This window comes from Saccharospirillum sp. MSK14-1 (assembly GCF_003054965.1).
Classification (GTDB): domain Bacteria; phylum Pseudomonadota; class Gammaproteobacteria; order Pseudomonadales; family Natronospirillaceae; genus Saccharospirillum.
The window spans coordinates 781,779-804,479 of sequence record NZ_MIES01000026.1 but is presented as its reverse complement, the minus strand read 5'-3'; the positions used below and the strand labels follow the sequence as shown (position 1 = coordinate 804,479).

General features: G+C 57.3%; 20 protein-coding genes. 8 read left to right on the top strand and 12 right to left on the bottom strand.

The window, feature by feature from the left end; all coding sequences use genetic code 11:
• The first annotated feature begins 104 nt into the window (after nt 1-104).
• Entirely contained in the window at nt 105-1,544 is a 1,440-nt protein-coding gene (locus tag BGP77_RS07695) for a YdiU family protein (RefSeq protein WP_108164124.1), read from the top strand.
• On the opposite strand, the gene BGP77_RS07690 is transcribed toward BGP77_RS07695, so the two are convergent.
• From BGP77_RS07690 to BGP77_RS07650, 8 genes are all read right to left on the bottom strand, one after another.
• Nucleotides 1,541-3,151: a methyl-accepting chemotaxis protein gene (locus BGP77_RS07690; RefSeq protein ID WP_108164123.1), complete on the bottom strand. Its 1,611-nt coding sequence runs from the start codon at nt 3,149-3,151 to the stop codon at nt 1,541-1,543. The two genes, BGP77_RS07695 and BGP77_RS07690, sit on opposite strands and share 4 nt — an antisense overlap.
• Nucleotides 3,152-3,416: 265 nt before the next feature.
• A complete protein-coding gene (locus BGP77_RS07685) occupies nt 3,417-5,177 on the bottom strand; it encodes an acyl-CoA dehydrogenase C-terminal domain-containing protein (RefSeq protein WP_108164122.1) in 1,761 nt (586 codons plus the stop codon).
• 188 nt (nt 5,178-5,365) lie between these two features.
• The gene (locus BGP77_RS07680; protein ID WP_108164121.1) at nt 5,366-7,147 is read right to left on the bottom strand and encodes an acyl-CoA dehydrogenase C-terminal domain-containing protein; all 1,782 of its coding nucleotides are present in this window, start codon (nt 7,145-7,147) and stop codon (nt 5,366-5,368) included.
• Nucleotides 7,148-7,582: 435 nt separating this feature from the next.
• The gene (locus BGP77_RS07670) at nt 7,583-8,506 is read right to left on the bottom strand and encodes a glyoxylate/hydroxypyruvate reductase A (protein WP_108164119.1); all 924 of its coding nucleotides are present in this window, start codon (nt 8,504-8,506) and stop codon (nt 7,583-7,585) included.
• A gap of 52 nt (nt 8,507-8,558) precedes the next feature.
• Complete coding sequence (nagB, locus tag BGP77_RS07665) at nt 8,559-9,341, bottom strand: glucosamine-6-phosphate deaminase (protein WP_108164118.1); 783 nt, start codon at nt 9,339-9,341, stop codon at nt 8,559-8,561.
• A 29-nt stretch (nt 9,342-9,370) separates the two neighbouring features.
• Nucleotides 9,371-10,510: an N-acetylglucosamine-6-phosphate deacetylase gene (gene nagA, locus BGP77_RS07660; RefSeq protein ID WP_108164117.1), complete on the bottom strand. Its 1,140-nt coding sequence runs from the start codon at nt 10,508-10,510 to the stop codon at nt 9,371-9,373.
• Between the two features lie 27 nt (nt 10,511-10,537).
• Nucleotides 10,538-11,317, bottom strand: coding sequence for a GntR family transcriptional regulator (locus BGP77_RS07655; protein WP_108164116.1), 780 nt, complete (start codon nt 11,315-11,317; stop codon nt 10,538-10,540).
• Nucleotides 11,317-12,213, bottom strand: a complete 897-nt coding sequence (locus BGP77_RS07650; protein WP_108164115.1) for a BadF/BadG/BcrA/BcrD ATPase family protein — start codon at nt 12,211-12,213, stop codon at nt 11,317-11,319. Before BGP77_RS07650 ends, BGP77_RS07655 begins: the two co-directional genes overlap by 1 nt.
• 159 nt (nt 12,214-12,372) lie before the next feature.
• Between BGP77_RS07650 and BGP77_RS07645 the strand changes: the two genes are divergently transcribed.
• The 4 genes from BGP77_RS07645 (at nt 12,373) to BGP77_RS07630 (ending at nt 17,615) form a co-directional block, all read left to right on the top strand.
• Nucleotides 12,373-14,238 (top strand): beta-N-acetylhexosaminidase, encoded by a 1,866-nt coding sequence (locus BGP77_RS07645; RefSeq protein ID WP_158269308.1) that lies wholly within the window; start codon nt 12,373-12,375, stop codon nt 14,236-14,238.
• A gap of 166 nt (nt 14,239-14,404) precedes the next feature.
• Nucleotides 14,405-15,658, top strand: coding sequence for an ABC transporter substrate-binding protein (locus BGP77_RS07640; protein ID WP_158269307.1), 1,254 nt, complete (start codon nt 14,405-14,407; stop codon nt 15,656-15,658).
• A gap of 184 nt (nt 15,659-15,842) precedes the next feature.
• Nucleotides 15,843-16,763 (top strand): carbohydrate ABC transporter permease, encoded by a 921-nt coding sequence (locus BGP77_RS07635; RefSeq protein WP_233252321.1) that lies wholly within the window; start codon nt 15,843-15,845, stop codon nt 16,761-16,763.
• 9 nt (nt 16,764-16,772) lie between these two features.
• Entirely contained in the window at nt 16,773-17,615 is an 843-nt protein-coding gene (locus BGP77_RS07630; RefSeq protein WP_108164112.1) for a carbohydrate ABC transporter permease, read from the top strand.
• Nucleotides 17,616-17,741: 126 nt separating this feature from the next.
• Here BGP77_RS07630 and BGP77_RS07625 read toward each other — a convergent pair whose 3' ends face one another.
• Entirely contained in the window at nt 17,742-18,200 is a 459-nt protein-coding gene (locus BGP77_RS07625) for a GNAT family N-acetyltransferase (protein WP_108164111.1), read from the bottom strand.
• A gap of 172 nt (nt 18,201-18,372) precedes the next feature.
• Between BGP77_RS07625 and BGP77_RS07620 the strand changes: the two genes are divergently transcribed.
• Nucleotides 18,373-19,515, top strand: a complete 1,143-nt coding sequence (locus BGP77_RS07620) for a hypothetical protein (RefSeq protein ID WP_108164110.1) — start codon at nt 18,373-18,375, stop codon at nt 19,513-19,515.
• Nucleotides 19,516-19,622: 107 nt separating this feature from the next.
• Nucleotides 19,623-20,507 (top strand): DMT family transporter, encoded by an 885-nt coding sequence (locus tag BGP77_RS07615; RefSeq protein WP_108164109.1) that lies wholly within the window; start codon nt 19,623-19,625, stop codon nt 20,505-20,507.
• 12 nt (nt 20,508-20,519) lie between these two features.
• On the opposite strand, the gene BGP77_RS07610 is transcribed toward BGP77_RS07615, so the two are convergent.
• The 3 genes from BGP77_RS07610 to rraA are packed head-to-tail and all read right to left on the bottom strand — an operon-like array spanning nt 20,520 to nt 22,018.
• A complete protein-coding gene (locus BGP77_RS07610) occupies nt 20,520-21,026 on the bottom strand; it encodes a GNAT family N-acetyltransferase (protein ID WP_108164108.1) in 507 nt (168 codons plus the stop codon).
• Nucleotides 21,027-21,542 (bottom strand): GNAT family N-acetyltransferase, encoded by a 516-nt coding sequence (locus BGP77_RS07605; RefSeq protein ID WP_108164107.1) that lies wholly within the window; start codon nt 21,540-21,542, stop codon nt 21,027-21,029. It lies immediately after the preceding gene.
• Nucleotides 21,542-22,018 (bottom strand): ribonuclease E activity regulator RraA, encoded by a 477-nt coding sequence (gene rraA / locus BGP77_RS07600; protein WP_108164106.1) that lies wholly within the window; start codon nt 22,016-22,018, stop codon nt 21,542-21,544. Before rraA ends, BGP77_RS07605 begins: the two co-directional genes overlap by 1 nt.
• A gap of 108 nt (nt 22,019-22,126) precedes the next feature.
• Here rraA and BGP77_RS07595 point away from each other — a divergent pair, with 108 nt between their 5' ends.
• Nucleotides 22,127-22,660 (top strand): GNAT family N-acetyltransferase, encoded by a 534-nt coding sequence (locus BGP77_RS07595; protein ID WP_108164105.1) that lies wholly within the window; start codon nt 22,127-22,129, stop codon nt 22,658-22,660.
• The last annotated feature ends 41 nt before the right edge of the window (nt 22,661-22,701 follow it).

Here is a 22,701-nt window from a genome sequence, read left to right as displayed (position 1 = left end):
GGCCACTCCTTCTTTTAACCGTATTCCCGCTTTCTTATCCCCCATTGAGATCGGTCGCGCCGCCACCCATGATGGAAGAACATCCTGTTCAGTGACGCCCGCCCATGACTCGGTCAACACCCGACTCAGCTCCAGCCTTTGACAGCCGTTATCCGCGCGAACTGCCCGGCACCTTCGAACGCGTGATGCCGACCGCCATCACCAACCCACACTGGGTGTGCTGGAACAGCGCCCTGGCTGAGCAACTGAACTTACCCATCGAACCGGACGACGATGCCCTGCGCGCGTTATCCGGTGCGGGTCTCTTTGCTGGCACCGATCCCATTGCCGAGAAGTACGCCGGTCATCAATTCGGTGTCTGGAATCCGGATTTGGGTGACGGTCGCGGTTTATTGCTGGGAGAATGGTCCGACGCCGACGGCCGTGCCTGGGAGTTTCATCTGAAAGGCGCGGGAAAAACGCCGTTCAGCCGCTTTGGCGATGGCCGGGCGGTGTTGCGCTCGTCGATCCGTGAACTGCTCGCCAGTGAAGCCATGCACGCACTGGGCATTCCGACGACCCGCGCGCTCGCGTTAATTGGCTCGGACGAACCGGTGCAGCGCGAACGTATGGAAAGCGCGGCCATGCTCACCCGAGTCACACCCAGCCATATTCGCTTTGGTCACTTTGAGTGGTTTGCCTACAGCAACCAGCCGGACCAAGTGGCCGCCTTAGTCGAGCATTGTCTGACGCATCATTTTCCGCAGTGCCGGAATGCCGCTGAATTTTTTAACGAGGTGGTCGAGCGGACCGCCAGACTGATCGCCCATTGGATGGCGTACGGTTTTTGCCATGGCGTGATGAACACCGACAACATGAGCATTCTCGGGGAAACCTTCGATTACGGACCCTACGCTTTTCTCGATGCCACCATCCCCGATTTTATCTGCAACCACACCGATGCTCAGGGCCGCTATGCGTTTCATCGCCAGCCGGAAGTCGCGTTCTGGAACCTGCAATGCCTGGCGCAAGCCTTGTCATCACAAGTCGGCTCGGCCGATCTGAAAGCCGGTTTAAATCGTTACGCCGATGTCTACAACCAACATTTTCTGACGCTGATGGGAGAAAGGCTCGGCCTGACCCAGCTCGATGAACGTGATCAGGAACTGATCAGCGACTGGATGCATCTGCTGGCCAGTGAGCGACGCGATTATCACCACAGTTTCAGGGCACTGGCCGATCGCGACCCACAACAGTGGACTGAGCTGGATGACGACTTTATCGACCGTGCCGCCTTTCAACGCTGGCGCAGTGCCCTGGCTGAGCGACGTCTTCGTGAAGACCGTAATGGCGTCCCACTGGCACAGTCGCGCAACCCGGTTTCGGTGTTGCGAACCCATCTGGCTCAGAGCGTTATCGAAGACGCAAAAAAAGGAAGCTACGCTTCCCTGAAAGAGTATTTATCGGCGCTGCAATCGCCTTTTGAACGTCGTGAACAGTGGCACGTCTGGAGCGAAACGCCGCCGGAGGATTATCAGGCGGCGCCGCTCAGTTGCAGTAGTTAAACCCGGAAGCTGCCGACCACCGAGGTCAGTTCATCGGTGTGGCCTTTGAGTTTCTCCGCCAGATCACTGAGGCCACGAGATTGCTCGGTGCCTTCGCTGGAGAACTCAGAGATCATCTGCAGGTTCTTGTTGATCTCTTCGACCACATGCGTCTGTTCTTCGGTTGCGGTGGCAATCTGCATCGACATATCGGTGATGCGAGTAATGGCGCCCTGAATGGTCTCGAACGATTCCGCCGCACTGGCCACGTCACCCACGGTCGCATCCAACATTTCGATACCGCTTTGCATCGCATCAACGGCCTCATCCACACCGCCTTGCAGCGTTTCAATGCGGCCCTGAATGTCTTCGGTCGATTGCTGAGTCTTGCTGGCCAGCGCGCGCACTTCGTCGGCGACCACCGCAAAACCACGACCTTGTTCACCGGCGCGTGCCGCTTCAATGGCTGCGTTCAGGGCCAACAAATTGGTCTGTTCGGCAATGCCACGAATCACATCCAAGACGGTACCGATGTTCACGGCTTCATCCGCCAAACGTCCAACCGCTTCCGAAGAACGATTCAACCGTTCAGACAACTGCGCCACCCGCTGGTTTGATTCACGCGATACCCGAACACCGGTTTCCACCGACTGGTTGGCTTCGGTTGCCGCGTCAGCACCGTTATTCGAGTTGGCGGCAATTTCACGCGCCGCACCGTGCATTTCTTCCACCGCGGTGACCACCTGATCAACCGTTTCATGTTGCTGATCGGCCATGCGAATGTTGTTGCCCGCGGCTTCGCGCAGAGATTCCGTGCTCTGCTCCAGATGGAAGTTCACCTGCTTCACCACCGTGATCGACTTCTGCAATTTCTCGATCACGCCGTTAAACGCACCGGCAACCTGACCCAGTTCGTCTTTGCTTTCCACGGAAAGGCGTGCGGTCAAATCGCCTTCGCCCTGACCGATGTCACGCATGCGGTCGCGCAACACTTCAATGGGTTTCACCAGGAAGTAAGGCGCCAGGAAACCTGCAATCAGGAAGACGCCCACCAGAATGGCTAATTGCACCAATTGTGAAACGGTTTGGCGATCGACAATGGAACTGGCCAAGGCGGACGACTGACCCGCCAATTCGTCAACGCGCGCACCGAGGTTATCGAGCAATGTTCGAGGCGACTCAAACAGCTCCATATTTTCAACCTGAACCTGACCGGCGACCAGCGCATTGGAATGCTGCAACCAAGCGTCCATTTTTTGCACAAACTCTTCAGCATGGCCCGGTGCAATATAAGCACCCATGCGATCGATCGCTTCCAACCCACGATCCAGCGTCTGCTGATGATTCTCCAGGCGTTCCTGATTCAGCGCTTCAAAGCGTGAGGCGCTCAGCGTCTGGCGGCGATCCATAATTTCACGCAGTGCGACCAAGCTTTGATAGAGGTCTCTATCGGCGTTCAGCACCAGCGAAATGGACGGCAGGAATTCAACATCAAAATCATGAACCTGATCACCTACCGAGGAAGTGGCTTGATAGGAAGACCAGGACATCCACAACAAAAAGACACCTACCAACACCAGCGGCACACGGATCTTATTGCGAATCGACCAGTTTTTAACAAACTTCATACGACGTTCCTCACACTGAAATCTTTTAACAACGTTCAAACTTTTCTGGATTCCCTTCCTTGTCAGGTCGAATCATCCATCCTTGCAGCCGCTGAGCAGTCGAGGGAGTGCAGAGCTGCCTCAGAAATACATTAGCGTTTGGCTATATTCAAAGTAGTTTAGACAAGGTTTTTAAAACCGCCGCTGAAAAAACGAAAAAAAACCGACGCTCTTGTGAAGAACGTCGGCTTTTAAAAAGAAGATGTCAGAGGATGAGAATCGTTACTTAGAAAAGCTCAACCGAAGGGGCCATTAAAGACGCGCTGCCGGCCATCACTTTCGTGTGATAGGCCTGCACTTCAGGTAGCAACCGCTGCATGAAAAAGTCAGCCGTGGTGCGCTTTGCTTGGTGGAAGTCGCTGTCGGACGTGGCGGCCAGGGTCATCTTCGACCACATCATGGCGTATGCCGTCAGGCCGAACAGATTGAGGTAATCGCAGCTGGCCGCGCCCACGGCATTGGCGTCGTTGGACGCTGTGTCTATTAAAGTTTTGGTCGCATCGCTCAATTTTTCCAACGCATCACTGAGCAATGCCGCATAGCGCTGATCACCCAATTCATCGATCACTGTTTTAACTTCTGCGTGGAATAATTCAAACCACTGTCCGCCGTTGGCTGCTACTTTTCGACCGGCCAGATCGAGCGCCTGAATGCCGTTGGTGCCTTCGTAAATCTGAGCGATGCGCGCATCGCGTACGAACTGCTCCATGCCCCATTCACGAATGTAGCCGTGACCGCCAAACACCTGCTGACCGAGAATCGTCGCGTCCAAACCGCGATCGGTGAAATAGGCTTTGGCGACCGGTGTCAGCAAGGCGACCAGACCCTCGGCCTTTTTGCGCTCGGCGTCATCCGGGTGACCTTTGGCAATGTCGAGCCACATACCCACGTAGGCGGCAAAGGCACGACCGCCTTCGTTATACGCCCGCTGGGTCAACAACATACGACGCACGTCCGGATGCACAATGATCGGATCAGCCGCCGCTTCCGGCTGGACCGCACCACCGGGTGCGCGACTTTGAATGCGATCTTTAGCGTAAGCCACCGCTGACTGATACGACGCTTCGCCCAGGCCGACACCTTGCAAGCCAATCGACAGCCGCTCGTAATTCATCATGGTGAACATGGCGGCCAGGCCTTTATTGGCGTCGCCGACCAGCCAGCCTTGAGCGCCATCGAAGTTCATGACGCAGGTGGCCGACCCTTTAATGCCCATCTTGTGTTCGATGGAGCCACAGGCCAAAGCGTTTCGCTCACCCACAGACCCGTCGTCATTGACCAGGAACTTGGGCACCACAAACAAAGAAATGCCTTTGGAACCGGCAGGAGCATCGGGCAGTTTGGCGAGCACCAGGTGGATGATGTTTTCGGTGAGATCGTGTTCACCACCGGTGATGAAAATCTTGGTGCCGGTGATGTTGTAGCTGCCGTCATCGTTGGGCACGGCTTTGGATTTCATGATGCCCAGATCGGTGCCGCAATGCGGTTCGGTCAGACACATCGAACCGCTCCAGCGACCTTCATACATCGGCGGCAGGTAAGTTTGTTTCAGTTCATCACTGGCATGACGCAACAAACACAGCGTCGCGCCAGCACTCAATACAGGGTACAGCGCAAAGGAAGTGTTGGCGGCGTAGACCATCTCTTCGAACATGACGGTGAGCATTTTGGGCATGCCCTGACCCCCAAATTCCGGATCGCCACCCAGGCCAACCCAGCCGCTTTCGGCGTACGTTGTGTAAGCATCTTTGAATCCGGTCGGCGTGGTCACTTCACCGTCGTTCCAGGTGCAACCTTCCTCATCACCGCTGCGGTTGATTGGGAACAGCTCGTTCTCACACAGCTTGGCGCCTTCTTCAAGAATGGCCGACACCAGATCCGGCGTGACTTCAGAGGTATGCGGCATGCTGGCCCAAAGCTGATCGGCCTTGAAGACATCGTTCAGCACGAACTGCATGTCTTGAATGGGTGCTTTGTATTCCGCCATGGTGATGAACCTTTGTTATTTGGATTTTGGTTAACAGCGCAGAGCACAACAGGAGGTCCGGGACGACGGGTTGCCTTATCCGGGGAAGTCGGCGGCCATGGACGGCCGCCGCCTAGCGTACAGGGACGTATTCACAGCGACCCCGGATAAGGCGGCCCGCTGGCACGGACCGGCCCTCTAGCAAACAATCAGAACGCGAAGTGCTCTTCGTCCAGATCCATCATGCTGTCGACCCCAGCCAGCATCGCCTGCTTGTGGCTTTCGATGCGTGGCAAGATGCGCTCGAAGTAGAAGGTCGCGGTCTTGATCTTGGCGTTGTAGAAATCCACGTCGTCGGTACCGGCGCTAATCGCCGCCTGTGCTTTATCAGCCATCAGCGCCCAGTAGTAACCCAGCGTGATGTAACCGGAGTACATCAGGTAATCGACCGCTGCACCGCCAACTTCTTCGCGGTTCTTCATCGCCTTCATGCCCAGTTTCATAGTCATGTCGCCCCACTCTTTATTCACCTCAGCCAGACGGCCGATGATGGGTTTCAGAGCGCCTTTGGCGTCGCTGGCTTTGCAGAACTTGTGCACGATCTTAGTGAATTTCTTCAGCAGCTCGCCCTGGCTCATCAGCACTTTACGGCCCAGCAGGTCGAGTGCCTGAATGCCAGTGGTACCTTCATAGAGCTGAGCAATGCGGTTATCGCGCACAATTTGCTCCATGCCCCATTCCTGAATGTAGCCGTGACCACCGAACACCTGCACACCGTGGTTGGCCGCTTCAGTGCCGACTTCGGTCAGGAAGGCTTTGGCGATGGGCGTTAAGAAACTGAGCAGGTCGTCGGCTTCTTTGCGCTTGTCGTCATCGTCCGTGCGCTTGACGGTATCCACCAACTGGCTGGCGTGCATCAGCATGGCACGACCGCCTTCGGCGAAGGCTTTTTGAGTCAGCAGCATACGGCGCACGTCCGGATGCACGATGATGGGATCGGCCGCTTTTTCCGGCGCTTTCGGGCCGCTCAAGCTGCGCATGGCCAGACGATCTTTGGCATAGGCCAGCGCGCCCTGGAACGACAGTTCAGCCGAGGCGACGCCTTGCATCGCAGTGCCCAGGCGAGCGAAGTTCATAAAGGTGAACATGCACTTCAAACCTTGGTTCGGCGGGCCAATTAAAAAGCCTTTGGCGCCGTCGAAGTTCATCACGCAGGTGGCGTTGCCGTGAATGCCCATCTTGTGCTCGATGGAGCCACACTCAACGGCGTTGCGGGTACCGTCCGGCAGAACCTTCGGTACGATGAACAGGGAAATGCCTTTGGTGCCTTCCGGTGCATCGGGCAGACGCGCCAGTACGATGTGGACGATGTTATCGACCATGTCGTGCTCACCGGCGGAGATGAAAATCTTGGTGCCGGAGATGGCGTAGGTGCCATCGGCTTGCGGTTCGGCCTTGGACTTCAGCGTGCCCAGGTCGGAGCCACAATGCGGTTCGGTCAGACACATGGTGCCGGTCCATTCGCCGGAGACCAGCTTGGTCAGGTAGGTGTCTTTCTGTTCGTCGGTGCCGTGCAATTCCAGGGTGTTCATCGCACCGTGCGACAGACCGGGGTACATGCCCCAGGCCCAGTTCGCGGTGGACACCATCTCAGAGACCATATTGCCGATGGAGTCCGGCATGCCCTGACCACCGAATTCGACGGGGTTGGACAGCGACGGCCAGCCGTTTTCAGTCCACTGCTGATAGGCTTCTTTAAAGCCGGTCGGCGTGGTGACCACACCGTCGTTCCAGGTGCAGCCTTCTTTGTCACCGACCTGATTCAGCGGCGCCAGCACTTCTTCACAGAACTTGGCGGCTTCGCCCATGATGGCGTCGACCATATCGCGACTGGCGTCTTCAGCACCGATGGACTGGTAATGAGCTTCACTGTCGAGCACTTCGTGCAGGACGAATTGCATATCACGCAAGGGCGCTTTGTATTCGGGCATGATGTCACCTCTAATCGATAACAGGGCCGGTATCGGCCAAGACCGACTGCGGCAGCAGGCGGTCGGAAAGGGGTTCAAACGAGCGTTTGAAACATACGTTCGGCTTAGTAACCTGTCAAGCGATGACGCACCCGCATTCACAGGTAGCCTAGACCAGATTGCGATTGGTGCCTGGGGGGAAAGATTCGAGGTTTGAACAGCGGCGTGAATGGGTGGTGCCGGCGTTAGGGAGAGGCCCTGTGATTAACAAGGAAAGCAACTCGACGAAGACATTCGCGCTCAGCACGAACGGAGCAAGGGCCCGAACTGGGCTTCAAACTGGCCGTCGGTCGCCATGGAGGGCGACCGTCGAGCGTACAGGGATGTACTTGCAGCGTGCCCGTTTGAAGCCCAGTTCGGGCCCTGGCGGCACTAACACGCCCCACTCCTTAGGTGTCAGTACTCTCTGGACAAATCCACCGGAAACAACAGCGCTTTACCTGCCCGGTGCCGTCTCAGGTTTTCGATCGCGAGATCGATCACTTCGGACGGTTCGCTGGTCGAGGCGATGTGCGGCGTGACTCGCACCAGCGGATGCGACCAGAAATCGTGATCGGCCGGCAGCGGTTCGGTGTTGAAGACATCGAGAATGGCGCCGCTGAGTCGACCGCTATCGATGGCGGCCAACAGGTCGGCATCGACCAGACTGCCACCACGACCGACGTTCATCACCACCGGCTGACGCTGGCAGCGCTTGAACAGCTCGGCGTTTAAAAAGCCGCGAGTGGCTTCGGTCAGTGGCAAGAGATTAACCAGATAATCACAACGCGCCAGTCCCTCGCTTAAACCCTCATCCCCAGTCAGCGCTTGCACACCGTCAATGGTGCGGCCGGAGCGACTCCAGCCATCCACGGCATAGCCCTGAGCCAATAACGCCCGAGCCACCGTCTGGCCGAGCTCACCCATGCCCAGTACCAGCACGCGTTCGCCATAGGTGCCATTGTGCCAGGCCCACTGGCGCGCATCTTCGGCGCGCAACAGACGTGGCACATCGAGTTGCCAGTTATTGAGCTGCGCGCCGACGTAACGCGCCATCCGGTCTTTGAGGCTCTGGCTCATAAAACGCGCCACCGACCAGTCCGTTGGCAAGCTCGCACTGAGCAGATGGTCGACACCGGCGCCGAAGCTTTGCACCAACGGCTTATTAAAGATCGACCAATCCAGCGTCTCGGGTTTCCAGGCGACGATCATCTCCACCGCCGCCGGATCAAGCGCATCGGCCGCTGTCCAGACCGGTTCATTAAACCCCCGATCGGCGAAATCCTGGGCGATGGCATCGAGACGGCTTTCGGCGCCGCTCATCAGAACGAGAACAGACATGGATCAACCAAGGTACGAAGTGAGGCCTCACTTTAACACAGCGAGGCGCTGCTCAGCCGCCCAGCAAACGCTGGTTCTCACGCTCGATGTATTCGTAGAAATCGACGTCTTTGAGGCCTCGGGCCGCAGCGCGATCGAGCACCAGCGTTGCGCGCGGATGCATTTGCAGAATCGACGCCGGGCAGCGTGCCGCCACCGGGCCTTCGACCGCTTCGCGGATCGCCTCGGCCTTGGACTCACCGGTTGCCAGCAACAAAATATGGCGCGCTTCCATAATGGTGCCGATGCCCATGGTGATGGCGAGGTTGGGTTGGAATTCGTCGGGCTTAAAGAAGCGCTTGTTGGCTTCGACGGTATCCGGTGTCAGGGTTTTTACCCGCGTGCGTGACGCCAAACTGGAACTGGGCTCATTAAAACCAATATGCCCATTGCGGCCGATACCCAGCAATTGCAGGTCTATGAGGCCGGCGTTTTTGATCGCGGTTTCATACGCCTCGCACGCGGCGAGCGGATCGTCAGCAGCGCCATCAGGCACCTGAGTATGGGCCAGGTCAATGTCGATCTGGCTGAACAACTCTGCGTTCATAAAGTGGCGATAACTTTGCGGATGATCGCCATCCAAACCGAGGTATTCATCGAGGTTAAAAGAACGCGCCTGCGCGAAGCTGACGTCACCTGCCTGATAGCGGCGAATCAGTTCGCGGTACAGGGCGATGGGGGTTGAACCGGTGGCCAGCCCCAGCACCGCCTGCGGTTTTTTCTGCAAGCGGGCGACAAATTGATCGGCGCCGTAGTTGGCCACCGCTTCGGGTGTATCGAGAATCACTATCTGCATAAGAGCGTCGAATTCCGTGCGCGATTGAATCAGTACAGCCGTTTGCCGGCGCGCCAAAGTCCCTGAACGGTGAGGTCGTCATCGAACCAGCTGATGTCCGCCACCCGGCCTTCGCGCAAGCTGCCAAAGCGATCATCAATGCCCAGATATTCAGCCGGATAACGACTGGCCATGGCGACCGCTTCATCGAGCGATACGTTGAGGGTTTGCACGCAATAGCGCACCGCATCGACCAGGGAAATGGCACTGCCTGCCAGGCGCCCGGCGGCGTTCACCAGCCGACCGTTGTCTTCGTGAATCTGCTCACCGTACAGCTCGAAAGTTTTGTCGGACGCACCCAGCGTTGCCATGGCATCGGACACCAAATACAGCTTGCCACGCGGTTTGGCGTGCAGCGCCAATTGCACCGAGGTCGGATGCACATGAATGCCGTCGGCAATGATGCCGCACCAGCTGTCTTGATCGGCCAGCGCTGTGCCCACCACGCCCGGCTCACGCCCGGTCATCGGCCGCATGGCGTTGTAGAGGTGGGTGAAACCGGACAAACCGGCATCGAGGGCGCGCCGCACTTCATCGTGCAGCGCGTTGGTGTGGCCCGCGCTGACACGAAGTCCCAGCGCGACCATGCGCTGAATGTCGATTGGGTCGATCTGCTCTGGCGCCACCGTAATGATCGCCGGCACATGGGCGGCCTGTTTCAGCCAGACCCAGTCGGCGTCGTCGAGTCGGCGTAGCCAGTTGGGGTGGTGCACGCCATTGCGTTCCTGACTGAAAAACGGCCCTTCGACGTGCACGCCTAAAATGCCTGAATGCAGATCCTTCGCCGCTTCGACGGCGGCCATCACACCGGCTTCGGTGACCGCCAGGCGATCGCTGATCAGCGTCGCCAAAATACGCGCCACACCGGCGCTGGCGTGACCACTGGCCATGGCTGCCAACGCCTCGGCGTCAGGTTGGTTATTCAGTAAAACACCGCCACCGCCGTTGACCTGTAAATCGAGCAAACCCGGCGTCAGCACGCCACGGTTCAACGTTTCTTGCTGATAATGCGACGGCACCTCAGACACCGGCACGCGCCCGTGCACCGTCTCGCCCTCGATCAGCAACGCTGACGGGCCATGGCGGGTAACGCCATCAAAGAGACTGGGTGCGATCAGAGCCGTGTGCATAAGCAGGTGTCCTTCCGCCAAGGGCGGTTAATCAGTACTGACCGACAGCTCGGTCACAAAGTCGTAGATGTCGCCGCGATACCAGGAGCGGGTAAATTCCACCGGTCGGTTGTTGCTGTCGAAGCCCTGGCGCTCGATGTACAGCACCGCGTCACCCGGGGCGATTTTCAGGTAGCGCGCCACTTCGGCATCGGCGTTATGCGCGGTCATGGTTTGCAGCGCACGCACCGGCCGGGCACGTACCGTATCGAGCGCCTGATAGAGGGAATCGCCGACTTTCTCAGCATCGCCAATGATGCTGGTCGGCACCGTGGCGATTTCATATGCCATGGGTGTTTCACTGGCAAAACGCACCCGGGTAAAGCGCCCGATGCGCGCACCGGGCGAGAGGTTCAATGCCATCGCCTCGCGCGGCGACGACTGCAGACTCTGACGACTCACCCAGCGCGATGACGGCCGCATGCCGCGCATCGCCATGTCTTCGGTAAAGCTGTTGAGCACTGACAAATTCTTATGAATCGATTGCTTACCGCCGGAGGTCACTACGGTGCCCGCGCCCTGACGCTGGCGCAGCAACCCTTCGCTGACCAGGGTTTCAATCGCCTTGCGCACCGTCACGCGGGAGACGCCCAGCGCTTCGGCCAGTTCGCGTTGCGGCAATAAATAATCGCCGTCTTTGAGCAGGCCTTCGTGGATGGCCTGACTTAATGAACGCGCCAGCTGGGTATAGAGCGACCCGGCTTGATTGGGATCCGGAGTCAGGAAGGCGATCAGTTCACGATCACCACGAACCGGTAATGATGACATCAGGAAACACTCCCTTTTCGAGACGATAACCGGGCTAAGCGCAACGCACCGTCGAGTGCATCGCCTTTGGGTTCACGCAGACGGTCGCGATGCCGCGCCGCCAGATGCGCCGATACAAACGCCGCCAGACCGCCCTGCACCACCAGCGGTTGCGGTGGTTGCTGCAAGGCATCGAGTAACTCATCGAGCACTCGGGTTTGTTCAGCCACGATGGCATGGGCATGAGGGTCGTTCTGTTCAAAGCAAGCCACGACCATGGGCGCCAACTGACCGTAATCGACCGACCGGGCTTTTTGGGCCCACCCAATAAGACCACTGCCGGAGTCTTCAAACCGCGCCCAAACGGCCTCGGTTAAGGCGGAGGATGGCGCCAGTCCGTCGCGCTGAGCCAGGGCGCGCCGAACTGCCTGCAACCCCAGCCAGGCGCCACTGGCAGCATCGTCGAGCGGAAAACCCCAGCCCGAAACACGGCGCCAGTCACCGGCGTTGTAGTTAAATCCAATAATGCCTGTGCCGACGATCAACAAGGTGCCATCGGCGCCACCATGGGCGCCAACGCAGGCAATCTGACCGTCGTTGTATAAATCGAAATGGGCAAAACCATGGTCACGCTGCAAAAACTGCGCGGCGGCCGATTCGAATTCAGAGCCCGCCAGTCCGGCGGCCACCACCAATTGCTGACGCGCCTGGGCCGGCAAGCCCGCCTGGGTCAACACCTGGGCGGTGGCTGCATCGATCGACTGCCAACTGACGTCGGCGCTTTGAAACACATTGGCACTGCCGCTGCGGGCGTGCGCCAGAACCTGACCATCGGCGTCGGTCAGACGCACCCGGCAAGCGGTTCCACCACCATCAATGCCCATATACAACGTCGGCAACGAAGTTCCCGCGGTCATCGAATCGAAGCTTCCTGTATTCGCGTGTCATTGTTATGCCGACCCTAAAAAAGAGGTCGCTGTAAGATCGGTAGATTACAACCTTTCACTACCCACAACAATACCAATATAATACCTTTAACTTTTGCAATGCCAGCACCCGGACTGAGGACACCCATCATGACGCTCAATGCCACTGCCGACATTCGACCCACTGACAACGGCTATCACGTCAGCCTGCATTTGCCGGCTCAGACACAGGCGTTCGCCGCCACCGAGCTGTGCTTCAGCCTGCTGCACCCCTTGGATGCCGATCGCATCGAAGGCGGCCAATTGATTGAACGCCAGGGTGACTGGCACCGGCTGCAACTGGACAGCGCCTGGGACGGCCAGCAGCCGCTAAGAATCAGCTTTGCCGGTGTCGGCAGCTTGCGCAAACTGACCGACCGGCCCAGCGGCATCTATGTGCAAAACGGTCACCAGCGCCGTGCCGTGATGCTGCCTGGAGAAGCTGAACGCCTGGCGTTTTCGCCGCAATCAGTACCGAAAGGCCAGTTGGTCTTGCTGCCCCAACCAGAACAGGTTGAAACCAGCACCACTCAACTGAACTGCCCAAACGAAGTGAATTTTCAAGGTGAGCGCTGGAACCGCGCTTGGCTACAACGACTGCTGGATCGGCTCGGTCAAAGCTCCGCTCTGACCCAATCCGAGCACGGCCTGAGCGTGGTTGAGAAGCATCAAACGGACCTGATCACCGATTTCCACCTCAAGATTTCCGACCACGGCATCGAGCTGGATTACCGCAACGACGCGGGTTTTCAGGCAGGCCAGGCCTATCTGATGCAATACCTGTTGCAGTGGACGCTTGCCGGTTCGCTGCCCGCTTGCAGCCTTTCGGGTACACCTCGTTTCGGCTATCGCGGCGTCCACCTGGATGTGGTGCGCCACTTCTTTGCGGCGCAGCCAATCCAGCAATGGCTCGACCTCTTCGCTCTGTTCCAACTGAACCATTTCCATTGGCACCTGAGCGACGATGACGGCTGGCGCGTGCCCAGCAAGGCGTATCCGCAAATCGCTGAAACGGCCGCCTGGCGCGGACCTGATGAGGCTTTGCCACCACAGATGGGCACCGGTGAGCAGCGCTATGGCGGCTGCTACAGTGCCGATGAAATCCGAACGACGGTACAGCGGGCTGCTGAATTGGGCATCACCGTGGTGCCGGAAATGGATGTACCCGGCCATTGCCGGGCGCTGCTCAAAGCGTTGCCGGAGCTGGTTGAAAGCGACGACCAATCGGTCTATCGCAGCGTTCAACACCACGACGACAACGTCATCAACCCTGCGTTAAGCGCCACTCAAAGCGTCATCCGCACCCTGATCGACGAATGGTGCGAGCTGTTCGAAGGCCCCTTATTCCACCTCGGTTCCGACGAAGTTCCCGAAGGCGCCTGGCTGGGCTCGCCAGCGGCGAAAAGCTGGGCACAGGCGCAGCAGCGCACGCCGGAAGACCTGCACGGCGTCTTTATGGCCGAGCTCGAACAGGCGGTTCAGGCGCACGGCAAAACCGCCATGGGCTGGGAAGAAATTCGCACCGGCAACGCGGTCAGTCCGGCCACCTGGATTCTCTCCTGGCAAGGCGTGGAAGCCGGTCAGGCCGCGGCCGAAGCCGGCCATCCGGTGGTCATGACCCCCGCGCAACATTGCTACCTGGATCTGGCAGTAACCGACCGGCCGGAAGACCCGGGCTACTACTGGGCGGGTACCGTTAATCTGGCCGCGGCCTGGCATTACAACCCAACACAGGGCCTGTCTGACGACGCTGCTGGCTATATCCAGGGCGTTCAGGCGTGTCTGTGGACCGAGGTTGTTACCACGCCTGCCGAAGCCGAATTTATGTGGTTCCCCCGATTATTGGGTCTGGCCGAGGTTGCCTGGGGCAGCAATCAAAGCGGTGAATATGCCGACTTTGAAGCGCGCGCCACGCACTGGATGAACCTGCTGGCGCACCTGGGCGTGACCGGCCGGGACGCCAGCCTGGGCTGGTAAAAGAACACAAAAAAAGCAAAAAACGACCGAAAAACAATAAGTTAGAAACCAACTTCGGTGAAAATGATCGGTCCGATCATTGGGTATTGCTTGGTCCTATCATTGGTACTATATTGGGCTTGCCCATTTCGCATGATCCATTATGAAAAAAACAAACGAGGTTCGTATGAAACTCATCAAGCAATCCCTGGCACTGGCTACTGCCGCGGCTACCCTGGCGACCAGCCAGCTGGCATTCGCCGAAAACACCGTGGTGGAACTCTATACTTGGCGCGTCCAAGACGAAGCGCTGTTTGATTACATCAACGAAAAGAACCTGATCCCGGGTGTTCAGGTCAATCTGAATGTCTATACCGAAGACATTGAATCCAAACTGCGGATCGATATGCAGACCAATCGCCCAGACCTGTACCACGCCAAAGCCGGTTCAGCCTGGATGCAGCCCTGGATCGATGCCGGTGTGGCTGCTCCGGTTGCAGACTTAGGTCTCGATATGAGTGCCTTTGGCGATGCCGCTTTAGCGGGCGCCACCGGCAGCGATGGCGAAGTCTATGGCGTACCGTTCGTCATGCAGATGGAATCCATCCTCTACAACAAGGCCGTTTTCGACGGCGCACCGACCACCCTGGATGAACTGGAAGCGGCCTTTGCCGAATTGAAAGATCAGGGCATCGTGCCGATGCACGTTGATGGTCGTGACGGCTGGTACCTGAACCAGGTGCTGCACGAAACCATTCTGGCCGGCATGACTGGCGACGACTGGGCGCAGCAAGTGGTCACCGGCGAAGCGTGCTTCACCGACGATCTGTATGTCGACGCCATGGAACGTTTCAAATCCTGGCAGGATGAAGGCTACCTGAACCCCAACCCGCTGGCCGATGACTACGGCGCCATGCGCACCGGTGTTGCACTGGGTACCTCGGCGATGATGATCGACGGCATCTGGTCCGCCACACCGGCGTCACCGATGTATCAGATTGATCCGAGTCTGGAACTGGGCTTTATGGCTATTCCGGGTAACGCCAATAAGGTCTACGGTTTCACCGATGCCCACCTGGCGTACAACCCCAATTCCGATGACATCGATGCCGTTAAGAAAGTCATGGAGTTCTACACCACCCCCATGTTCGCGCAGCTGTTCGCCGACATGGTGGAAGCGGTGCCCGCCTCCAACCATCCGGTGGATGTGAACAACGAGCGCGTGCAAGCCGCGGCGGAAATGATTTCCAGCAACTCGCTGGCGGCTCAACCCTTCTTCCACGATGCGCTGATCAGCGTTGACCCGGGTTACCGCCCGCTGGTGTCTGAAGGCATGCAGCAACTGCTGGCGGGTGAAATCACCGCCCGTGAACTGGCCGAGCACATTCAAAGCGGCCTGAACGACGCCGGTTACATTGGCGCCGATCGCTGCGCACTCTGATCGTTACCCACGATTGATAGTGCGCTAGGCTGACCGGGTTATCCGGTCAGGGGCGGGTCAGTCTGACCCGCCCACTGCCTTTCCACGACCTTCAGCCCGTGTGACCATCATGACGCTACACTCTGACTCTGATCATTCTGCGGACGCAAAATCCGACACTCAGACGCCATCGAGATCCGATACCATGCCCCGTTCCTGGCTCAGTTATACCGCTCTGGAAAAAATTCAGCGCACCTTATTGTTAACACCCGGCGTGCTGCTCTACGGCATTTTTAATTTCATCCCGCTGATGGCTTTATTCTCGCTGAGTCTGGTCAAATGGCCGGGTATTGGCCCGAAAGAATTTGTCGGTTTCGACAACTTCGCCAAAGTCCTGACTCAGGATTATTACCGCGACCAGATGCTCAACGCCCTGGTGCAAAACGTTATCTTTTTTGTCGTCATCATCGGCTCATTTCTGATCATCGGCACTGCTTTGGCGTTACTGCTGAGCTTTAAAACCTGGGGCCGAAAAACCTACCAGGTGTTGTTCTTTTTGCCGTATCCCATGGCCGGTGCAGCCGTGGCTTATTTGCTCGATCTGTTCGTTCACCCACGCGGTCCGCTGAACGCCTTTCTCGTACAAACCGGTTTAGTCGACAGCGCCATTCCGTTCTTAGGCGACCAGGATACCGCGCTTATTACCATGGCGATGTTCTACACCTGGCACCGCATGGGTTTTGCCATCATGTTGATTTTGTCGGGTATTTTGGCGGTGCGTTCTGACCTGCTCGAAGCCTCGATGCTCGATGGCGCTAACCGCTGGCAATCGATCCGCAACGTGGTGCTGCCGGTGCTTGGTCCGGCTTTCGTGCTGATCACCGTGATCGTCATGGTCGATGTGTTCAACAACGCCGACTATGTGTTGCTGATCATGGGACCCGAAGCGGGCCCGCTGCGTTCGACCGACATCATGGGCACCTTCCTGTTTCGCACCGCCTTCGGTGGCAACGCCGACACCACCGACACCAACTTCGGCATGGCCGCGGCAATTGGTTTGATGACCGCCTTGTTAATTTTACCGGCCGCCATCTTCCTGGCGCTGAAAAACCTGCGCAGCAGTTAAGGACGACCCATGGACAAGATTTTCAAACTCAATAAGCGCGAACAGATGGTCGTGCAATTGATCATGCTGGCCTGGGTCGTGGTTGTGCTGGTGCCCTTTGGTGCCGCGGTTCTTAACGCCTTAAAACCCAACGTTGGTCAGGTATTTCGTGAACCATTCGGTCTGCCCGACCCAGTCACCTGGAGCAACTTTGCCAAGGCCTGGGTCAACGCGAATTTCGCACAGTACTTTTTGAACTCGGCGATCATTTCCATCAGCTCGGTGATTCTGGTCACCTTCTGTGCCAGCACCACCGCCTTTGTGTTGGCGCGTATGCCGTTTCGCGGCAGTACCTTTATTTTTATGCTGTTTCTGGTGGGTGTGATCATTCCGATTCGGCTGGCGTTGGCACCGCTGTTCGACATCGTTCGTGGCCTGGGGTTACTCGATACACTGCTCGGTGTGATCCTGGTGCAAAGCGCCAGCATGATGCCGGTAGCCGTGTTTATTCTGGTCAGTTTTATGAAGAACATTTCCACCGAGTTGGAAGAAGCGGCCAAGATGGATGGCGCGCTGCCGTTCACCATTTACCGTCGTATTATTTTCCCGTTGGTGCGTCCGGCCATTGCCACCATCGCCCTGCTCACCTTCGTGCAAGCCTGGAACGAATACTTCCTGCCGCTGATCTTTTTGCAAAGTGAATCCAACTACCCATTAACGTTGGGGTTGCAACGTTTTAATCAGCAGTTCGCGATTCAATGGCACATGATGTTTGCGGGCATTCTGATCATGATGGGCCCAACCATCATCGCCTTTATGCTGGCGTCGAAACAGTTTATTGCTGGCCTGACCCAAGGTGGGGTTAAAGAATAAAGCGTGAAGAAAAACAACCTAAGACATTAAGTGGTCCTGCAAGGCGTTGTCGATCTGTCCGCAACGCCGTCTTCGTTATTGCCCTCCGCGCGAGGGCTTTTTTTTGCACAGAAAAAGGACCGTTGATTAGGGTTGCAACGGTTCGGTATAGCCACCGGTCAGTTCATCCGGCACCGCGACGGCTCCCACCGTTTTGCGATAAAATTCAACCGGCCCGGCATCGCCGATAAAACCGTAGACGTAACCACGCTGCTTTAAACGATGCAGCGATTCCACCAGCAGGGCCTTGCCCAACCCCAGACCACGCGCGGCTTCACTGACACCGGTCGGACCAAAAAAACCGGGAAAGGTGACATCAAAACAGGCGAAGCCGAGCAGTTGCGCACCGTGACGAGCAACCAACACCCGACTGGGATGTCCGCTTAAACCATTGGCCACTTCACTGGCCCAGCCGGTGCCAAATTCACGCCGCACCCAGTCGACTATTACCTCGCGATCCCACGCCTGGGCGGATTGCAGCTGACAATCTTGTGGCAGGTCAGGCGGCGCCGGTAATTGCTGCAGGGAAACAATCAGGTCGGGCATATTGGGTTCCTAGGGCCGGGGGCGAGGCTACTTTAACAGTAGCGACTCTGGCTTGGAAAAGCAGACCATTAAGGGCCTCCTGCTAACAAAGATGACCACCAGCACTGTTTCTCGTCAGTGCCCTGTTATTATGGTGCTCACCTAGAGCATCAAAACCCAACGAGGATCGTGCATGCGCTCGCTGTTGATTGCGCTTTCAGCCCTGGCCATCAGCCCAGGACTGTTGGCAGAAGAAGGCCCCTTTGACGCCAGTGCCAGCGCGCGTGCCGCGACCGTTGCCCAGGCCTGTGACGATGCCTTTAAACAGGCCGAGGCCAAAGCGCTGGCCGATTTCGAAGCCGCCTTTCTGTCTGAAAACCGGCCTCAGGCTCGGCGTATTGAGCTGCGTGAACGCACCGATGAACGACTGCCCGCCGATGCCCTGAACGCCCAACCCGGCTGTCGTGTTGAAGGTCGCTGGGCGGCCATTGCCGTGGCGTCGGACGATGCCGAACCCGAACCCCTCAACGGTCGCATTGAAACCATCGACGGCGAATACAGCTCCGAATGCAGCGCGGCCGATGAAGCCGCCGCCTGCAAGCGCCGCATTGAAACTCAGGCGGCCAGTGATTTGCGCACTCTGTTGCAGGCCGATGATCCGCAACGCCTCAACGGTTACCGCCTGGCCTTCGACGGCTTCGAAGGTGATCAGGCATTTACCTACAAAGGTGAACGAGTTAGCGTCACCATGAACGGCCTGTTTTATTTCCGACTCGACCAGAGCGAATTCGGCCCCATTACACCGGCACCCGGAACTCAGGGCGATTTGCGCATCGAGCGCAAAGAAAAGGACAACGGCTACGACGATCTGGATGTCACCGTCTTCTACGTCTGGGACGGTAATAACGCGGCCGATCCGAATGATCTGGCACTGAGCACCAACCGCTGGGGACTGGGCTTGTGGGTTAATAACCGTCTGGGCGTATCGGCCTTCTGGGGAGAAGAGCGGCCGGGCATCGCCAACGACAACCACTACGTTCGTAACGACGACAGTCGCTATGGCGTCTTCGGTATCGGCCTCGGTTATCGCCTCTTCGATAGCCGCGACATGACGGTTGAAAACAGCCTCTACTACGTAGATACCGAACCGTTTGACGTCACACTCGACAACGGCCGGGTGTATGAAACTCAGGATTACATTCAGACCAATATCAACATCAAAACCAATTCCAGTTTCGGCCCCAACGTTGGCTGGATGTTCACCTGGAAACTGCGCCCTGATCTGAGCGACTACAACGCGCTCTCCGGTGGCTGGTATGTGGAGTGGCAATTCTAACAACCAACACTGACACCGTTGCAGCCAGCGAGCTTCCCGCTTAGTCTGGCTTGCCCCGTTTTCGATTCGTTGTTGTTGTTTGAATCGCTGTCTGCCGAGGTTGTTGCATGTCATCCGAACGCCGCGCTTTGGGTTACGCCCTGATCGCCGTCCTGCTCTGGTCCACCGTCGCCACCGCTTTCAAAGTCGCGTTGCAGCACGTCAGCGTCAGCCAGTTAATGGCGGGTGCCGCGCTGTTTTCCATTATCGCGCTGTTAGCAACACTGGCTATACGCGATGAATTGCGCACGGCCCTGAACCGGCTGTGGTCGGATCGCACAGCCGCGTTTCGCTTGGGGCTGATCAATCCGGTTTTGTATTACGCGGTGCTGTTTGAGGCTTACGATCGGTTACCCGCGCAGGTTGCACAACCGGTGAATTACACCTGGGCCATCACGCTCGGTTTATTGTCGGTGCCGTTTCTCGGCCATCGACTGACGCGCTGGGATTTAACGGGCATGCTACTCGGGTATTCCGGCGTGGTGTTTATCTCGATCGCCGGGCAAAACGTCAGTGGCTCGCTCGATTATTTCGGCCTGTTTCTGGCGTTGGCTTCAACGCTGTTGTGGGCCGGTTACTGGCTGGTGAACACCCGTGATGATCGCCCGCCGATCATCGGTCTGTTCCAGAATTTTGTGTACGCTTTTCCACTGCTGGTGCTGTGGATGCTGTGGCGCGATGGCCTGCCGGCGCTGAATGAATGGCCTGTATCGGCGAGTCTAGCCTACGTGGGTGTGTTCGAAATGGGCATTACTTTTGTGTTCTGGCAGCTGGCGATGCACCACACCAGCAACGCCAGCCGCATCGGCACGCTGATTTTTTTATCGCCCTTTATCAGCCTGTTTTTAATTCACATCGTGCTCGGTGAACCCTTACAGTGGCTCACCTTTGGCGGCCTGGGTTTGATCATCGCAGGTCTGTGGATTCAACAGAGTAAGGCGCGGTCGAATTGATGATTCGATGCCCTATTCCGTTTCGGTTTTGAATAAACGAAAGCCGCGCGCTTGGTAATTCGTGCGCGCGTTGGGATGATCATCGCTGCAGGTGGTCAGCCAGACGCGCGTTGGAATCTGGCCATTATCATCCTGCCAGTTAAAGGCGACCTTGACGGCCTCGCTCAATAACGGCCCACCCAAACCCTGACCTAAAAACGGCGGCGTCAGTCCGAAGGAAATAAATTCCACGCTGCCGTCCTGCTGACGTTCCATCTCGACATAACCGGCCGGACTGCCGGAAATCCATAAAACCCACACACGCAGCTCAGCGCGTTCGGTGTGTGTTTGCCAGCGAGAGAGTGGCCAGTCATCAGCGTCCTGCCATTGCCAGGCACGACCGACGCTTTGGTAAAAATAGCGGTTCAATTCGCCGCTTTTGAGTTCGGCTTCAGCAAAGCGCAAGGAGCGATTGTCAGGCCAGGCTTTGGCTTGCAAATCGTCCATCTGATCCAGCGCGTAATACCAGACGGTTGTCATTTAAGGGTCGGGAAATTCTTCGGTTTTAAACACCTTGAAGCCGCGCGCTTCGTAGTTATTGCGCGCAGTGGGATGATCATCTGAACAGGTATGCAACCAGACGCGATCCGGACGTTGCCCGGCATCATCGGTCCATTCGAACGCAACCTTTAACGCTTCGGACAACATCGGTCCACCCAATCCCTGACCGATAAACGGCTTGGCCAGACCGACCGAAATAAACTCAACCTGGTTGCCATCCTGACGTTCCATTTCGACATAGCCGGCGGGTGTGCCGCGCACCGTTAACAGCCAGATGCGGTGCTCGGGACGTTCGGTGTGTTCGCGCCACTGCTCCAGCGACCATTCCAGTTTCATAAACCAGTTCCAGTGCTGGCCAATCCACTGATACAAAAAGCGGTTGAACTCGCCCTGCTTGACTTCGACTTCCTCAAAGCGCAACGGCACATTGGCTGGCCAGGGTTTCGCATTGACGGCGTCGGGCGAGGTCAGCTCGTAAGACCATTCAGTGACCATCAGAACAATTTATCCTTGCTCACCACAATGCCGGTTTCGTCGGCGTACAGCCACATACCCGGCTCGATGGTGACACCGGCAAATTCGACCGGCACATCGACATCGCCCAGACCTTTTTTCTCGGTGCGTACCGGAATACTGGCCAGTGCCCGCACGCCAATCGGCATACGACGCAGCTCATGAATATCGCGCGCGCAGCCGTTGATGACAACGCCCTGCCAACCGTGATTGACCGCATCGAGTGCGATCTGATCGCCGATCAATGCGCGACGCAAAGATGCACCGCCATCGACCACCATCACCTTGCCATCGCCCTCGGTTCCGGCCAGTTCTTTCACCCGGGAATTGTCTTCGTAACAATGCACAGTCACCACTTGGCCGAAGAAGGCTGGCTTGCCGCCAAAATCCTGAAACAGAGGTTCGAGCACGTGAACGGCATCGGGATGATCATCACAAAGGTCAGGCGTATTCCACATGAGGTAGACTCGCTTATTCGACTGGGGGAAGAAGACTCGGCGGCATTAAAACGCACCGACCGGGCACTGAATTTTGTTCGTTGATAACGTCTGTACAAGGAACGCTTTATGACCGTCAAACTGCAAACGCCTCGCCTCACCGTGACCGGCCCGCATGGCATTCGCGCTCGCGAACTGCATCGCTACTATCAACGCAACGCCGATCATTTTGCCCAAGGGGGCGGCGATTTGCCAGCCAGAGTCGGACTGACACGCGCCCGGCTTAAGGCGCAGAAACGGTTGTGGAAACAAGGTCGCGGATATCGCTTTTATGGTTTCCAAAACGGCGAGTTGGTCTTGGATCTGGGTTTATCCAATGTTGTCCGGGGTGCCTTTCAAGCGGCTCATTTGGGATACCGCACTGCGCAAACGCACGAAGGGCAAGGATTGATGACCGAAGCGCTGGTGTCGGTTGTGGGTTACGCCTTCGATACGCTCAACCTGCATCGGTTGATGGCCAACTACCAACCCTGGAATGTGGCCAGCAGTCGCGTGCTGGAAAAACTCGGTTTCGAACGCGAAGGCCTGGCCAAGGATTATTTATTCATCAACGGCCAATGGCGCGATCATGTGTTGACCGCCCTGGTCAATACGGACTGGTAACACCTCTAACAGGAAACCGGTGAGCGGAACGGAACTCCGCT

What these genes read in the sequence shown, in the direction of transcription:
- BGP77_RS07695 (WP_108164124.1), top strand. Translation starts at nt 105, where the DNA reads ATGACTCGGTCAACACCCGACTCAGCTCCAGCCTTTGACAGCCGTTAT.
- BGP77_RS07690 (WP_108164123.1), bottom strand. Translation starts at nt 3,151, where the DNA reads ATGAAGTTTGTTAAAAACTGGTCGATTCGCAATAAGATCCGTGTGCCG.
- BGP77_RS07685 (WP_108164122.1), bottom strand. Translation starts at nt 5,177, where the DNA reads ATGGCGGAATACAAAGCACCCATTCAAGACATGCAGTTCGTGCTGAAC.
- BGP77_RS07680 (WP_108164121.1), bottom strand. Translation starts at nt 7,147, where the DNA reads ATGCCCGAATACAAAGCGCCCTTGCGTGATATGCAATTCGTCCTGCAC.
- BGP77_RS07670 (WP_108164119.1), bottom strand. Translation starts at nt 8,506, where the DNA reads ATGTCTGTTCTCGTTCTGATGAGCGGCGCCGAAAGCCGTCTCGATGCC.
- nagB (WP_108164118.1), bottom strand. Translation starts at nt 9,341, where the DNA reads ATGCAGATAGTGATTCTCGATACACCCGAAGCGGTGGCCAACTACGGC.
- nagA (WP_108164117.1), bottom strand. Translation starts at nt 10,510, where the DNA reads ATGCACACGGCTCTGATCGCACCCAGTCTCTTTGATGGCGTTACCCGC.
- BGP77_RS07655 (WP_108164116.1), bottom strand. Translation starts at nt 11,317, where the DNA reads ATGTCATCATTACCGGTTCGTGGTGATCGTGAACTGATCGCCTTCCTG.
- BGP77_RS07650 (WP_108164115.1), bottom strand. Translation starts at nt 12,213, where the DNA reads ATGACCGCGGGAACTTCGTTGCCGACGTTGTATATGGGCATTGATGGT.
- BGP77_RS07645 (WP_158269308.1), top strand. Translation starts at nt 12,373, where the DNA reads ATGACGCTCAATGCCACTGCCGACATTCGACCCACTGACAACGGCTAT.
- BGP77_RS07640 (WP_158269307.1), top strand. Translation starts at nt 14,405, where the DNA reads ATGAAACTCATCAAGCAATCCCTGGCACTGGCTACTGCCGCGGCTACC.
- BGP77_RS07635 (WP_233252321.1), top strand. Translation starts at nt 15,843, where the DNA reads ATGCCCCGTTCCTGGCTCAGTTATACCGCTCTGGAAAAAATTCAGCGC.
- BGP77_RS07630 (WP_108164112.1), top strand. Translation starts at nt 16,773, where the DNA reads ATGGACAAGATTTTCAAACTCAATAAGCGCGAACAGATGGTCGTGCAA.
- BGP77_RS07625 (WP_108164111.1), bottom strand. Translation starts at nt 18,200, where the DNA reads ATGCCCGACCTGATTGTTTCCCTGCAGCAATTACCGGCGCCGCCTGAC.
- BGP77_RS07620 (WP_108164110.1), top strand. Translation starts at nt 18,373, where the DNA reads ATGCGCTCGCTGTTGATTGCGCTTTCAGCCCTGGCCATCAGCCCAGGA.
- BGP77_RS07615 (WP_108164109.1), top strand. Translation starts at nt 19,623, where the DNA reads ATGTCATCCGAACGCCGCGCTTTGGGTTACGCCCTGATCGCCGTCCTG.
- BGP77_RS07610 (WP_108164108.1), bottom strand. Translation starts at nt 21,026, where the DNA reads ATGACAACCGTCTGGTATTACGCGCTGGATCAGATGGACGATTTGCAA.
- BGP77_RS07605 (WP_108164107.1), bottom strand. Translation starts at nt 21,542, where the DNA reads ATGGTCACTGAATGGTCTTACGAGCTGACCTCGCCCGACGCCGTCAAT.
- rraA (WP_108164106.1), bottom strand. Translation starts at nt 22,018, where the DNA reads ATGTGGAATACGCCTGACCTTTGTGATGATCATCCCGATGCCGTTCAC.
- BGP77_RS07595 (WP_108164105.1), top strand. Translation starts at nt 22,127, where the DNA reads ATGACCGTCAAACTGCAAACGCCTCGCCTCACCGTGACCGGCCCGCAT.